This is a genomic window from Mycolicibacterium wolinskyi, assembly GCF_002101965.1.
GTDB lineage: Bacteria > Actinomycetota > Actinomycetes > Mycobacteriales > Mycobacteriaceae > Mycobacterium > Mycobacterium wolinskyi.
In genome coordinates this window covers 526858-540918 of record NZ_LQQA01000033.1, presented here as the reverse complement: position 1 = coordinate 540918, position 14061 = coordinate 526858, and the positions used below count along the sequence as shown (strand labels likewise).

At 62.9% G+C, this 14061-nt stretch carries 15 protein-coding genes; 6 read left to right on the top strand and 9 right to left on the bottom strand.

Annotation, left to right across the window (positions count from 1 at the left end):
* Positions 1-208: 208 nt before the first annotated feature.
* On the bottom strand, positions 209-1213 hold the full coding sequence (locus AWC31_RS32755) for a helix-turn-helix domain-containing protein (protein WP_085149396.1): 1005 nt from the start codon (positions 1211-1213) through the stop codon (positions 209-211).
* 115 nt (positions 1214-1328) lie between these two features.
* Between AWC31_RS32755 and AWC31_RS32750 the strand changes: the two genes are divergently transcribed.
* From AWC31_RS32750 to AWC31_RS32740, 3 genes are read left to right on the top strand one after another with little or no spacing between them, the layout of a single operon-like run.
* Positions 1329-1649 carry a 2Fe-2S iron-sulfur cluster-binding protein gene (locus tag AWC31_RS32750; protein WP_085149393.1) on the top strand — a complete coding sequence of 107 codons (321 nt, stop codon included), beginning with the start codon at positions 1329-1331 and terminating at the stop codon, positions 1647-1649.
* 30 nt (positions 1650-1679) lie between these two features.
* Positions 1680-3068 carry a cytochrome P450 gene (locus AWC31_RS32745; RefSeq protein ID WP_085149391.1) on the top strand — a complete coding sequence of 463 codons (1389 nt, stop codon included), beginning with the start codon at positions 1680-1682 and terminating at the stop codon, positions 3066-3068.
* A complete protein-coding gene (locus AWC31_RS32740; protein ID WP_085149388.1) occupies positions 3065-4264 on the top strand; it encodes an NAD(P)/FAD-dependent oxidoreductase in 1200 nt (399 codons plus the stop codon). The genes AWC31_RS32745 and AWC31_RS32740 overlap by 4 nt, the downstream gene beginning before the upstream one ends.
* An 84-nt stretch (positions 4265-4348) precedes the next feature.
* On the opposite strand, the gene AWC31_RS32735 is transcribed toward AWC31_RS32740, so the two are convergent.
* The 4 genes from AWC31_RS32735 to AWC31_RS32720 all read right to left on the bottom strand — a co-directional run bounded on the left by AWC31_RS32735 (position 4349) and on the right by AWC31_RS32720 (position 7109).
* Positions 4349-4930 carry a TetR/AcrR family transcriptional regulator gene (locus AWC31_RS32735; protein ID WP_207626485.1) on the bottom strand — a complete coding sequence of 194 codons (582 nt, stop codon included), beginning with the start codon at positions 4928-4930 and terminating at the stop codon, positions 4349-4351.
* A gap of 90 nt (positions 4931-5020) precedes the next feature.
* Positions 5021-5932: an alpha/beta fold hydrolase gene (locus AWC31_RS32730; RefSeq protein WP_085149382.1), complete on the bottom strand. Its 912-nt coding sequence runs from the start codon at positions 5930-5932 to the stop codon at positions 5021-5023.
* Positions 5932-6369: a PaaI family thioesterase gene (locus AWC31_RS32725; protein WP_085149944.1), complete on the bottom strand. Its 438-nt coding sequence runs from the start codon at positions 6367-6369 to the stop codon at positions 5932-5934. The genes AWC31_RS32730 and AWC31_RS32725 overlap by 1 nt, the downstream gene beginning before the upstream one ends.
* A gap of 53 nt (positions 6370-6422) precedes the next feature.
* Entirely contained in the window at positions 6423-7109 is a 687-nt protein-coding gene (locus AWC31_RS32720; protein WP_110775365.1) for a TetR/AcrR family transcriptional regulator, read from the bottom strand.
* Positions 7110-7154: 45 nt separating this feature from the next.
* On the opposite strand from AWC31_RS32720, the gene AWC31_RS32715 reads away from it, so the two are divergent.
* The 3 genes from AWC31_RS32715 to AWC31_RS32705 are packed head-to-tail and all read left to right on the top strand — an operon-like array spanning position 7155 to position 10357.
* Positions 7155-8648, top strand: coding sequence for an acetyl-CoA acetyltransferase (locus AWC31_RS32715; protein ID WP_085149379.1), 1494 nt, complete (start codon positions 7155-7157; stop codon positions 8646-8648).
* Entirely contained in the window at positions 8645-9745 is a 1101-nt protein-coding gene (locus AWC31_RS32710; protein WP_085149374.1) for a zinc-dependent alcohol dehydrogenase, read from the top strand. The genes AWC31_RS32715 and AWC31_RS32710 overlap by 4 nt, the downstream gene beginning before the upstream one ends.
* A 33-nt stretch (positions 9746-9778) precedes the next feature.
* Positions 9779-10357 carry a carboxymuconolactone decarboxylase family protein gene (locus AWC31_RS32705; RefSeq protein ID WP_085149371.1) on the top strand — a complete coding sequence of 193 codons (579 nt, stop codon included), beginning with the start codon at positions 9779-9781 and terminating at the stop codon, positions 10355-10357.
* Between the two features lie 873 nt (positions 10358-11230).
* Here the strand turns inward: AWC31_RS32705 and AWC31_RS32695 are convergent.
* From AWC31_RS32695 to AWC31_RS32680, 4 genes are read right to left on the bottom strand one after another with little or no spacing between them, the layout of a single operon-like run.
* Positions 11231-11566, bottom strand: coding sequence for a DoxX family protein (locus AWC31_RS32695; RefSeq protein ID WP_085149365.1), 336 nt, complete (start codon positions 11564-11566; stop codon positions 11231-11233).
* A gap of 10 nt (positions 11567-11576) precedes the next feature.
* Positions 11577-12440: a fumarylacetoacetate hydrolase family protein gene (locus tag AWC31_RS32690; protein WP_085149362.1), complete on the bottom strand. Its 864-nt coding sequence runs from the start codon at positions 12438-12440 to the stop codon at positions 11577-11579.
* Between the two features lie 34 nt (positions 12441-12474).
* Entirely contained in the window at positions 12475-13305 is an 831-nt protein-coding gene (locus AWC31_RS32685) for an alpha/beta hydrolase (RefSeq protein ID WP_085149359.1), read from the bottom strand.
* A gap of 48 nt (positions 13306-13353) precedes the next feature.
* Positions 13354-13977 carry a hypothetical protein gene (locus tag AWC31_RS32680; RefSeq protein ID WP_133060238.1) on the bottom strand — a complete coding sequence of 208 codons (624 nt, stop codon included), beginning with the start codon at positions 13975-13977 and terminating at the stop codon, positions 13354-13356.
* Between the last annotated feature and the right edge of the window lie 84 nt (positions 13978-14061).

Sequence of the window (14061 nt, the reverse complement as noted above, 5' to 3'; positions counted from 1 at the left end):
CCGGGTCACCCCCCTGCCGCACTCGCCGCTGGCGCGGGATGAATAATCTGGAATTCCGTTGCGCCTCTTCCCAAGAGGGCGCCGGGATGACCGATTCCCGCGCCGCAATTGTCGTTTCTCGACGCTGTCCAGGTGGCAGATGCGGCCGAATCGTGAAGCCCGCTGGTTCCGGCGGGCGCCCGGCGCGCCGGAGTGGATCGATGCGCGCTCAGTCGCGCGTTTTTCTGAAGTGGCGCGGTGAACGGCCGGTCCACCGTTTGAAGGCATGTGTGAAGTTCGTGAGGTCTGTGTATCCGAGTTCTGCCGCGATCTCGCTTACAGACACCGAGCTGTCGAGAAGTCGCAGAATCGCTCGCTCCTGCAAGAACGACTGACGTAATTCGCGAAAGGTGGTCCCCTCTTCGCTGAGGCGTCGCTTCAACGTGCTCGGGGATATCGAGAGCTCGCCCGCTGTCCGGCTAATGTTCGTTTCTCCGGGATCTTTCTCCAGCAGGTCTGTCACTTTTTCGGAGAACGACGTGTCACGTCGTTGATCGAGAGTTCGCTGCAAATCGGTGACAGCAATCCGATACGCAACAGGATCGGAGAATCGACAAACCTCCTCGAGCGTAGCCGCGGGAACGTAGACGAACGAGCTAGGGGCGTCGAAGAAGATCCGACCCGCCAACACTTCGTCATGAACACCCCACGACTCCGGCGCTGAATGACTCAGATGCAGTTCAATATTGGGTACGGCACCCGCGAGCATGTCGAGCAGACGCAGCAGCGCCAGCCCACCGTAGGTGACGGCCAGGCAGTTCAGGCCCGCGTCACCGGTGCGACCGGTCAGCCCGATCGTGAGGCCGCGTTCCGTCGAATGGAACGACGGGCTGAGGGCGGTGGTGATCACCGGCAGATAAGCAAGCAACTCGACAACCTCGGCTACCGAGCCCGCGCTGACCAAGGGAACGCTGAGTGCCCCAAAGGACGTCAGTTTGGCGTGTTCGGCGAACGCGAAACCCAGACGGGTTCCCTGGTCATAATCGAAATCGGAATATATCTCCCTGAACCACCGTAAGGGGACCTGCGCGTCGCGGCCCACCAGCATCGACTCGGTGACGTGCTCGCGAACCATGATGCTGCGGAGCGCAGTGCTGGCGTCATGCCCCAGCGCCTCACTGTCCAGCATTTGCAGGAAAGCCAACGCTGGCATACCCGAGTCGTCGAGTTTCACGTGCCTCCCTGCGTGTGAGCTAATAACACAACTCTTTGACTCCTGCGAGCCTAGCGACGCTGGTCACACGCGACAACACTAGTGAAGCGAAGTTCCAAATTGAGGAGAGTTAACCATGGCAGTCGTCACCTTCGTCTCTCACGACGGCGAGAAGTACGAAGCCCCCTTGACCGAAGGGCAGTCTTTGATGCAGATCGCGGTAAATAACGCGGTGCCCGGCATCGACGGCGATTGCGGAGGGGAAGCCGCATGCGGAACGTGCCACGTGATCGTCGCTCCCGAGTGGTCGGACACGGTGGGACTCTGCGGCGCCAACGAAGAGGAAATGCTCGCGATGAATCCCGAGCGTCAGCGGACGTCGAGGCTGTCCTGCCAGATGGCCGCCTCCGAGGCATGGGATGGCTTGACGGTCGAGCTACCTGAGTTCCAGCTCTGAAACAACGTCGTCGATTTGGAGAAAACAATAATGAGTATTCCCGCGGCAGTGGCCGCCAAAGCCCAGTCTGCCGTGCCTCTGGAGCTGCAAATCCGCGGCGCGCACGTGTACGACAAGACACGCCGGTGGGTAACCGGAACCAATGGTAAGAAGATCTTCACCGAGACGCCCATTCCTCCGGTCGAGGACGTCGATATCGCCGACATCGATCTCAGCAACCCGTTCCTCTACCGCCAAGGCCGCTGGAAGTCCTACTTCGAACGCGTGCGCAACGAGGCGCCGGTGCATTACCAGGCTCACAGTCCGTTCGGCCCGTTCTGGTCGGTGACCCGCCACGCGGACATCATCGCCGTCGACAAAAACCACGAGGCCTTCTCCGCAGAGCCGTTCATCATCATCGGGAGACCGCCCCGCTTTATGGACATCGCCATGTTCATCGCGATGGACCCGCCACAACACGACCTGCAGCGCGCTTCCGTCCAAGGGGTTGTCGCGCCGAAGAACCTGCGCGAGATGGAGGGGCTGATCCGCTCGCGTGTCCAGGAAGTGCTGGACGATCTACCGGTGGATCAGCCGTTCAATTGGGTGCACCACGTCTCCATCGAACTGACAGCGCGCATGCTCGCGACCCTGCTGGACTTCCCGTACGAGCAGCGGCACAAGCTCGTGGAATGGTCGGACCTCGCCACCTCCATGGAGCAAGCCAATGGTGGCCCCTCCGACAACGACAGAGTGTTTCGTGGCATGGTCGACATGGCGAAGGGGCTCAGCGCTCTCTGGCATGACAAGGCGGCCCGTACCGCCAACGGGGAGCGACCGGGCTTCGATCTGATCACGATGCTGCAGGCCAACGAGGACACCAAGGATCTCATCAACCGCCCGATGGAATTCCTTGGCAATTTGGTATTGCTGATCGTCGGCGGAAACGACACGACTCGCAACTCGATGAGCGGAGGGGTTCTCGCCTTGAACCAGTTCCCCGATCAGTTCGAGAAGTTGAAGGCGAACCCTGACCTGATTCCCAATATGGTATCCGAGATCATTCGCTGGCAGACCCCGTTGGCGTACATGCGCCGAGTCGCGAAAAAAGACATCATGTTGAACGGGCAATTCATCCGCAAGGGCGACAAGGTCGTGATGTGGTACGCCTCCGGTAACCGCGATGAGCGTGTCTTCGAGCGGGCCGATGAGTTGATCATCGATAGGAGCAACGCCCGCAATCACATCTCGTTCGGGTTCGGCGTGCACAGGTGTATGGGAAACCGACTTGCTGAGTTGCAGCTTCGAATCCTGTGGGAGGAATTGCTCCCTCGCTTTGAGAACATCGAGGTAGTCGGCGAACCCGAGTATGTGCAATCGAATTTCGTCAGGGGTATCAGCAAGCTGATGGTTCGCCTCACTCCCAAGCAGAGTGCATGACTCCCGAACGAGCGGTGATCGTCGGCGCGAGCCACGCCGGCGCGCAGTTGGCAGCCAATCTTCGGAGGGAGGGGTGGGCTGGGGAGGTCGTGCTCATCGGCGACGAGGAGGGACTGCCCTACCACCGGCCTCCGTTGTCGAAGGCCTACCTGGCCGGCAAGAACGGCCTCGAGGACCTCCTGATTCGCGGCGCTGATTTCTACGAAAAGCAGAACATTCGACTCTTGAATGCGACCGTGGAGGCGGTCCACCGGAGTGCCAAGCGTGTGTCTCTGAGCACCGGCGACACGCTGGCCTACACCAAGCTCGCGTTGTGCACCGGCGCAAGGCCCAGACAACTCCCCACACCAGGGGTGGATCTTCCCGGAATTCGCTACCTGCGTACCGCTGCAGACGTCGAGTTGATCCGTGCCGCCGCTACACCGGGTCGGAGGGTTGTGATCGTGGGCGGCGGTTACATCGGCCTGGAAACGGCGGCCTCGCTGTGTTCGCTCGGCATGAACGTCACTGTCCTCGAGGCAACCGAGCGTGTACTCCAAAGGGTCACCGCGCCGGAGGTTTCCGCGTTTTACACGCGAATCCACCGCGGCGAGGGAGTGGACATCCGGACACACGCTCTCGTCGACGCCTTCTCCGGTAACGGTGGGGTGCAGGAGGTCGTGCTGGCTGACGGCGAATCGATCCCCGCCGACCTGGTCATCGTCGGCGTCGGCGTGGTGCCGAACACCGAACTCGCCGCAGCCGCAGCATTATCCGTCGACAACGGCATCGTGATTGACGACCAGGCCCGCACCAGCGACCCCGACATCGTGGCCGCCGGCGACTGCACCAGCCACGCCATGGCTCGATACGGCTCGCGCATTCGTTTGGAATCCGTACCGAGCGCCGGCGAGCAGGCCAAGATCGCTGCGGCGACAATCTGCGGAAAACACAGCGCGATCGCTGCGCTTCCGTGGTTCTGGTCCGACCAGTACGATCTCAAACTCCAAATTGCCGGTCTCAACGCCGGATACGACGAAGTGTTGCTCAGTGGTGACCCGTCGCGCGACCGTGACTTCAGCTGCTTCTACTTCCGCGAGGGCGAACTCATCGCCGCCGACTGCGTCAATCGTCCTCGCGATTTCATGTCCAGTAAGCGGGCCATCACCCAGCAACTTCGGGTTGACCGCTCAGACCTCCTCGCCCGCTCGATCTGACATCCTGCGACGGCAAAACCATGCGCTCGAAGCTCCGCAGACTCTGCCGTCTGGTCAGATGCATAGGTCGCGAAAGCTTGCTGGTCACAAACTGTGGACAACTTCCAGGTACCGGAGTGCTACGCGGGAGATCCGCTCACCAGTGGTGGCGATGTCCGCGGCTGGGAGTACAACATGACTCACGGTCAGTCGCACCAGAACATCTGCGACGTCCTCGACGTCTTCGGGGTCGAGATCGGCGAAGTGGTCGTTAAACCACGTGGTCAGAGCCCCAGAGCAGAGCGCAAGCAGGGAAGCCGAGGTCGGCAGAAGAGGAAGGACCCCCGTAGACGACGAGCCACCGTCATCATTCCCCGAGGGGTTGGACGTCAGAACTGCCTTGAGGAGCGGGCTGTCTTCTGCTTCACAGAGGGTGAACTGCACCGCTGCGGTGATGCCGCCCTGCACATCGCCCACATGTTCGGCAAGCACGGCACGAATGCCCTCCAAAAAGCGCTGGCCCTCTGACACCACAAGCGCGTCACCGAGCCCCTTTTTGTCGCCGAACTCTTTGTACAACGTCGGGCGGGAGACGCCGACCGATTCGGCAACCTCGCTCATCCGGACCTGATCCCAGCCCTTCTCAATGGTGAGTTCTCGTGTCGCCCTCAGAACCTGTTCGCGCACATGCCGGCGGAAAGACATCCGAACTGGTTCAGTTGGCATAGAAGCAGGATAGGCGCCAGCCCTGAAAGGGCAGTAAACCGACTGCAGGGTTCATATGGTCCTGTCGAGGAATTCGACGACCGCCGTCGAGAACGCGTCGTTGTTGTCGCCAGCAACCATGTGGCCTGCGCCCGAAACGTCGACGGTTTGCGCGTGGGGAACCAAGGTGAGGAAGTCCTTCACTGTCTCTTCGGAGACGATGTCGGATAGCAGGCCGCGGACCAGCAGCGTCGGCGCGGACACCTGCCGCGCACCATCGAGAAGGAACGCGCTCATCATTTCGAAGTCTCTAGCGCCTTCGTCTGGATCACCCTGGAGGAACTGGAAATTCGACGTCACAAACGCAGGGTCCCATCGCCAGACCCAGCGACCGTCTGTCCGTAGCCGGAGAACTTTTTGGAGGCCGTCGAGGTTCTCGGGGCGAGGACGGTGCGGGTTGTAGGCGGCGATCACGTCAGCGGCCGACTCCAGGCTGTCGAAGCCTTCGGGATGTGCCGCCATGAACGCCACGACTCGTCGGGCGCCCTGCATCTCCATTCGCGGAGTGACGTCAACCAGCACGACGGCCCGCCATAGCTCCGGCGAGGCGAGCAAGTGTGTGCCGAGAATGGTCAAACCGCCCAACGAAGCCCCGATCGCGGCGACTGGGCGGCCAGAATCGGCGTATGAGCGCACGGCCAGCAGGTCGGACCCGAGTCGGTCCATGTCATAGCATCCCTCCGGATCCCAGTCGCTGTCCCCATGTCCCCTGGTGTCGTACGCGGCAACCGTGTAGCCCCGCTGGTGCAGGCGTTGGGCGGTGACATCCCAGGCCTGTCGGCTCTGACCACCGCCGTGAAGGAGCAACACGACCGCCCGCGGCGCGTCACACCGGTAGAGGTCGACCGCTAGCGACAGTCCATCCGCCGTGGGCACGCGCCCGACGACAGGGGCCGACGAATCACCTGCTCTGTGTGCAGACATCAGGAGTTCGTCTTCGGTGCGACGACGGTGACGGTGCCCTGGGCCGCACACACGGCTCTGCCGCCGTTGCAGATGTCGATCCGCGCCACACCGCTAGTTCTGCCCAGCGAGATGATCTCCGCCGTGGCTACACAGGTGCCACTGGAGACAGGACGAAGTAAATTCAGTTTGAACTCCGTCGTCGCGACCCAGGATCCCATCGGAATCACGGGATAAAACACCACTCCGAGACAGTGGTCGACCATGGCCGATAAGCAGCCCCCATGCAAGTTGCCGAAAGGCGTCTTCAGGTCGTCGCGTGCGTCCATCTCCGCAACGAGCCGTCCCGCAGTGAATTCCGTGTGCCGGAAGCCGAGGTAACCGGCCAACCCGCCCGTGGTTTCTGCTGCACTCTTCAGTTGCTCAGCGACCTGTCCGTTGAACATGGTGAATTGCACAGACACTTCCGGCCTCCTACCTCAGCTGCGGTTGAGACATTACGCTATACTTGTCACACCGGTCGACGGTGGTCACCCGCCAAGATCGCGGGAAGGAGGAACCTCGACAGAAACGCCCGGAGTCCGTCACGACTGCGATCCCGCGGCCCTCGAACAGTCAGCAGGCTCAGTATCGTGCGTACAACCCACTCGGCGGCGTCGTCGACGGAGACGCCCGGTTCCACGCAACTCCAGTGTCTGGTGAAGATGGGACGCAGAAATTCGGTGACGATTTCGAAGAGGGACGTCGAGGTCCCCGCTGCGAGACCCACGCCGGCGAGTTCCTCGTCGCTGCCGAACAACAATCCGATGATCTCTTCGCGGCGCGCGGCGTCAACTGTGTAATCCACGAAATCGACGAGCGCGGATCCCAGGTCGGCGTGCGCCGCGATCCGCGGGCTGATGCGGTCAAGATAACGCTCGGCGGCGCGAATGATGACGCCCGACATCACCGCCTCCCGACTGGGGAAGTAGCGATACACCGTTGCCCTGGACACACCCGCTGTCCTGCCGATGTCCTCCATGGTCGTGCCCACCACACCCCCACCCTCGAGGCACCGCTCGGCAGCATCGAGCAACCGGTCGCGAGCGGACCCAGGATCTGTCGGCGCGGCGGCGCCCCATCGCAACAACTTCGTCGACACACAGCCAGTATGCCGCGATCGCGCACCATTGTGACTCGCCCACGGACATGACACCATCGCAGTTATGTCTCAAGTCAGCCCCGTGGCCCTGAGCGGGTGCCGATGCCGGTAGAAACGCGTACCCCGGTTGTCGTCGGCGTGGGCGAAGTCACCCATCGCGGGGACGACTTCGTGGACCCGATCAACTTGGCGGTGGAGGCCGCACGCCGTGCGGTTAAAGACGCAGGTCGCGCGGTCGAGCGGCGCATCGACACCGTCGCGACTCCCGGCATCCTGGTCATCCCGCGGGACAATCCCGCCAGCAGGATCGGCGAAGCGTTGCGCATCGGTCCCGCCCGCCGCATCAGCTGTCCAGTCGGCGGAAACACCCCGCAGTATCTCGTCGAGGTGTTGAGTGGCGAAATAGCCAAGGCCCGAGCAGATGTCGTCCTGGTCGTCGGTGCGGAGAGCGGGCATTCCGCGCGCAAATTCCAGGGCGGGGCACTTCTCAACTCGCCGCCCCCGCCCCGCTCCGGCGACGAATCCCTGGGGGACGCCCGCCCAGGGTTGAGTCAAGCCGAGCTGTCGGTGGGTCTGAGTTGGCCGCACGAGGTGTATCCCATCTTCGAGTCCGCGATCGCCGCGCGCCACGGCCGTGACTTCGCTGCCCAGCGGGAGTGGCTGGGAACGCTGATGGCACCGTTGACAGCCGAGGCGGCACGCCATCCCGAGCAGGCCTGGTTCCCGCGCGCACGAAGTGCCACCGAACTCAGCGAAGTCACCGCGGAAAACCGCATGGTCTGCTTGCCCTATCCCCAGCTGCTCGACAGCATCATGTCCGTCGACATGGCTGCCGCCTTCATTCTCATGGCGGCCGAGGTGGCCGACGAATTGGGCGTCGCGCGCGATCGTTGGGTCTTTCCCTGGTCAGCAGCGACTTGCAACGACGTGTACTTCCCCGTGGAACGGCCGGACCTCAGTCGCTCATCGGGTATCGAGGTAGCGGCACGGAAGGCTCTCGATGCGGGCCGGTTGACCACCGACGACATTCGGTGGTTCGACCTCTACTCCTGCTTCCCGTCGGCAGTTGAGATGGCCGCCGAGGCTCTCGACGTGGACCCGCTCGACGACAGAGGCCTCACAGTAACCGGCGGCCTGCCTTATCACGGCGGTCCCGGAAACAATTACGTCAGCCACTCGATCGTTGAGATGGTCCGACGGTGTAGACGCGACCCAACCGATGTCGGACTCGTCACCGGCCTCGGGTGGTATTCCACGAAGCATTCGGTCGGTCTGTGGTCGGCCACCCCGCCACCAACCGGGTGGCGACTGCTCGACACGGCGGTCGAACAAGCTCAGATCGATTCATTGAGGTTGGGTGTCGCAGGCGTCGACGAGTCGACCGGTTGCGCGACAGTGGACGGATACACCGTCGTCTACGACCGAGACGGGCAACCTCGATGGACTCCGATCATCGCGCACCTGTCTGACGGGCGAAGAGTTGTCGCACGCAGCGACGATCCGCAGATCGCCGAGGCGATGGCGAGTGAGATGTACGTCGGCAGAACGGTCAGCCTCCGAACAAGAGGATCGTTCAGCGGGTTTGAGCTTCCATGATCGCCGAGGCGATGGTGCTGACCGGACCGCGGAATCTGGAGCGACGCCGGATGACCATTCCCGACGTCGGTGACCGGGGTGCGATACTGCGAGTTGAAGCGTGTGGTCTGTGCGGTACGGATCACGAACAATTCACCGGACACCTGCCTGCCGGCTTTTCATTCGTTCCAGGGCATGAAATCGTCGGCATCGTCGAGCGGGTCGGCGCCGCGGCCGGCGAACGCTGGGGGGTGCAGGCGGGCCAGCGCGTGGCCGTCGAGGTGTTCCGGTCCTGCCGAGACTGCCCCGAGTGCCGCCGCGGCGAATACCGGCGGTGTGCGGTCAACGGCATCGCCACCATGTTCGGCTTCGTCGACGTGGAGATCGGTGCGGGGTTATGGGGCGGATACGCCACCCATGTGGAGCTTCCCTGGGACGCGATGCTACTGCCGATTGCCGAAGACATGGACCCCGTTCTCGCCACGTTGTTCAACCCTCTCGGGGCCGGTATCCAATGGGGGGCGAGTCTTCCCGACACCAAGGCGGGGGACGTCGTAGCGATCCTGGGACCCGGCATCCGTGGAATCTGTGCGGCCGTGGCGGCCAAAGAGGCGGGAGCCGCGTTCGTCGCGATGACCGGCGTCGGCCCACGCGACGAACAACGACTGGCGATAGCCAGATCATTCGGTGTCGACCTGCCCATCGATGTATCGAAGGACGATGCAGCGACCGCGCTCCAGCGTGAGACAGGCGGACGGCTTGCCGACGTGGTCGTCGACGTCACCGCGAAAGCACCCTCCGCATTCGCCGATGCCGTCGGCCTTGCCAGGCCCGGCGGCACAGTTGTGGTGGCCGGCACCCGCGGAGGAGGCGGCGCGCCCTGGTTTGAACCAGACTTGTTGGTCTATAAAGAATTACACGTCGTAGGTGCACTCGGCGTGGAGTATCCCGCCTACCGGGCAGCCCTCGAGATTCTAGCCATGGGCCGCTGGCCGTTCGACCGGATCACCAGAGAATCAACCGGATTCGCTGGGCTCGCGCAGCTGCTCACTTCGCTTGCAGATGAAAGTGCCCGATCAAGTGGGGCGCTGCACAACGTCTTTTTGCCCACGCCCTAACGGCGTGCAGAGGTTCCACAGAGAGGGCCACCCGTGACCATGGCGGAACGCGTACCGATGCTAGACCGTGAGCAGGCCCAGCTGCGAGCTGCCGAATGTGGGTTGCCCGAAGAGTTGGCAGAGCTGTCGGTATTCCGCGTGGCACTTCATCAGCCGCGTGTGGCGGTTGCGCTGTATGGGCTGCTGGACGCGTTACTCTTCCGCGGTTCCCTTGACGCGCGGCTACGCGAGCTGATCATCATGCGACTCGGCTGGATCACTGGCTCCGAATACGAATGGACTCAACATTGGCGAATCGCCACACTGCTCGGCGTGCCTGAGCAAGATCTCCTCGCGGTGCGCGACTGGCAGAATTCCGAAAGCCTCGGGCCAGTCGAGCGTGCGGTCCTCGCAGCGACCGATGATGTGGTGCGCGACGGGGTCATCTCCGAGGAAAACTGGGCTGGGTGCCAGAAGGCATTCAATAGCGATCACGCGGTGTTGGTCGAACTTGTCGGAGCAATCGCCAATTGGCGGCTCTTTTCGATCCTGCTTCGATCCCTGAATATTCCGCTTGAGTCCGGAACCGACGGCTGGCCGCCCGATGGGCGAGCTCCTCGGCGTGGCGATTGAGCGAAAACGTGGAGCGATGCTTGACCGAAGCGGTCAGCGCCCCAATCGCAGGACCACGATCCGTGTCGTAGACGGACAAGTCCCCCCTCGGACACAGTGTGATGAGTCGAGTCATTGGTTACAGATCACCTCGGCCTTTGGCCGGGGTGTTTCTTTGTTCGGGCCAGTAGTTGCGGTCTGGGTTGATGTGGTGGCCGGCGATGAGGTGGTAGCTGGTGTTGCTGATGACTGACACGGTGGTGGTTACCAGGATCAGGACCGGGGCGCCGACGTGGCGGCCTCCGATGCCGAGGTGGCGTAGGTGGCTGCCATGACACCATCAGCTGCACCCACCGCTTATGTTCCTGGGCGCCCTGCCGGTAGAAGATGCTCGCCGAGACCAAATCCCGCGGCATGCGTGTAAGCCGCCCAGTACCAGCTCGGCCACGGCCGATTGCAACGCCTTCGGTCCGGGCACCCCGCCGCACGCGGGCTCCATGCCCAAATTCGAACATCCAGCCTCCAAAGAACCCGGAAGCTCTTTTTGAAGTCCTCCGGCAACGTCACGGCGTGGGTGTCCCCGGGTCGAACACCGGCGAGGTGCGGTCTGCGGAAGCGAACGACTCCGCTAGTGGCCTCTCAGCAAGCTCGGCGGCTCCAGCCAGGATCAAGAAGCGTTCGCAGCCCCAGCATTTCGAACAGGTTGAACTCCAGATCACGGACATTGGCCCGATAGTGGGCCATATGAATCTCCCTTAGTGTTCGATCGGATGCGTGGGAGTCTGGTAGGGCTGACCCGAACCGTGGACGGATCCACCGATTAACAGTCAGGCTCTGCAGGTGTTGTAACGCGGCGCACCAACGGGTGCGTTGTTTGTCAGAACTTGAGTGTGCTCAGCACGATGATCGCCAGGGCCGCCGCGGCGACAGGACTGCCGGCAGAATGGCCGTGAAGCTGTCGTGCGCGCGGGCGTGGTAGACGATGGCGCCGATCATGAGGATGAGGACCGCGGTCGCGGTGATGATGGCGAGTGGAACGAAGAAGATGCCGAGGATAAGCCCTGCGGCCCCTGCGATTTCGGCGATGCCGATCGCGCGGCTCAGATTGGCACTGATCCCGAGGTGATCGGCGTTGCCGCGCGCGGTGGCGTTGTCGAGCAGTTTCATCGTGCCGGTGGCGATGAGCAGCAGCGCCAGTAACCCCATCAGGATGGTCGTTGTCAGATGCATGTGTGCGCCCTCAGCCGGCGGCGGTGCAGGGGTTGCGGAGTCGGCCCAGGCCTTCGATGGCCGAATGCACGATGCTGCCGGGAGTGAGGTAGCGCGGTGGGGTGCGTGAGTATCCGACACCGGACGGGGTGCCGGTGAAGATGAGGTCACCGGGCATCAGTTCACAGACGCCGGACAGGTGACTCACGAGGTGTTCGACGGTGAAGATCATCTCGCTGGTGCGGGCCTGCTGGACGATCTCGTCATCGAGCGTGGTCATGATGGCCAGGTCGCTCGGGTCGGAGAGTTCATCGGTGGTGGTGATCCACGGGCCGATTGGACTGAACCCTCGATGACTTTTGGCGAGACTGAATTGCGGTGGCCTGCCTTCCATCTGGGAAGCCCGCTCCGAGATGTCCTGGCCGACACAGTATCCGGCCACATGACTCATCGCGGCCTCTGGCGTGATGTTGCGGCCACCGCGGCCGATGACCGTGACCAGCTCGACCTCCCAGTCGCAGGTGGGTGCGGGCAGCGGGATGGTTGAGCCAGGACCGGACAGTGAAGAGGCGAATTTCGTGAAGATCAGTGGTTGATCGGGAACGGCAAGGCCGGTCTCGGTGCTGTGGTCGGCGTAGTTGAGGCCGACGGCGAAGATCTGCCGAGGAGCGGTCAGGGGCGGGTCGAGCAGGCTGAGATCTTCGAGCAGGTCGGCTTCGGTGAGGGTGACGTTCGGTTCCGGCTGCGCAGTCGCGTAGAACGTACGGATGTCATCGAGATTGGCGATCGCCGCGTCGGGTTGACTGGGCAGTGACCCTCCGGACGCTTTGGCGAGATCGACAATCCCGTCCGGGGTGATCGACACGGCGCGGCCGGCCAGGTTGGCGAGTTTCATGGCTTTCCTTTGCAGGCGACAGAGGGGTCCGGTTCTAGTGCGATGAGCTGAGCTGCTTGGTGCACCAGCGGTGCACCACGTCGGCGTAGTCGAGGGTGTGGAAGAGCATCAGCTGATGGACGGCGTCAGGGTGGATGTGTAGCTGGACCGGTCCGCCGGTGGCATCGGCGACCATCTTGGCGATCTCGGGGGTGAAGATGGGATCCTTCTCCCCGACGGCGAACAGGATCGGTTTGGTGTTGTCGGCCAGCGTGACGGCCGGGTCATAACGCAGGATCGACCCCCAGGCCGCGAGGTCATAACTCCAGGTGTTGAGCGGGTCATTGTGTTTCTGCACGCCCGCTCCACGGAACCCGTAGTCCTCGTCGAAGTTGATGTATTGGTCGATGTCGAACCGCAAAGCCGTGCCGAAAAAGGCGGTCATCTGCTCGAACGCCTCGGAGCGAAAGGGGTTGTCGGCGGGAATCAGTGGCGAGGACGGTATGGCGAATCCCATCAAAACGGCGCCGGCGTGCGAGTCTGATGCCGCGTAGGCACAGTAGGCGGCGGCTGCGCCCAACGACGAACCTTTGATGAACACCGGCAAGCCGGTGTGGGTGGCGATGTGCTCGGTCACGTTCAGCGCGGCGTCCACCCACTCCTGCAAGGTGAATTGGCCGGCACGACGATCGACACACGAGCGGCCATGGCCGGGAGCGTCCATGCACCACACCTCGGCGCCTCGTTCGGCGTAGTGTGCCCCGAACTTGTCGTAGATCCCCCCGTGACCTCCGATTCCATGCTGTACCAACAGGACGTGGTCAGCCCCGGGTCCGGCATACCGGTAGGCGAAGGTGTCGCCGATCATGTGTTCTTCGCGTTGCATTTCGCATCTCCTCGTTGAGTGGCTGACAGCGGTCTTATCCGTTCGGTGTCAACGTGTTTCGGCCTTAGGGGCGGTGCGCAAGCTCTCCCGTCGCGACGGCGAGGTGGCCGCAGAGTCACCGGCCGAGAACACCGGACTCCACCGGCCGCTGGTGTCCTCAGCAGCCTGCTCGCGCGCCCACGTGAAATGGTGCCGGGCCGATGCCAACAGCAACGGACCGGCGACGAGTCCGACCACGGCGTATTTCAGGTCGGCACGGCGGGTCTCGAAGAGGATGCTGCCGGCACCCCCCACGCCCCAGACCCACAACACCGCGTTATAGGGGCCTACCAACTCGGGCGGTAGGCCTTCGGCCTCGTCGAGCCACGGGAACAGCCCGAGCCGCCGTGTCCAGGGCCAATCGATGAAGTGCACGACCACCGATGCCAGCGAGATGCCGGCGTTGAATGCCAGCGCCGCGTCCTCCCCGCGCCAACGGCCCCGCGCGGCGCTGCGCAACAGCAGCGGTGGTGCGGCCGCCCACAAGACGTTGGTCGCCCGCCGGCCCAGCCAAGGCTCCAGGAAAACCCCGAGACCCGCCCACCGCTCGAACCAATTGTGGCCTGCGCCTCCCAGCGTGGCCAGGATGTTGAAGACCTGGACCGACGAACGTGTCCTTGGTTTCCGCGCCATTGCATCCTCCCGAAAATTGTTGATGATCATCAACATGATGGATCCGAGGCTATCGTCAGATGTTGATGTTCGTCAACATCGACG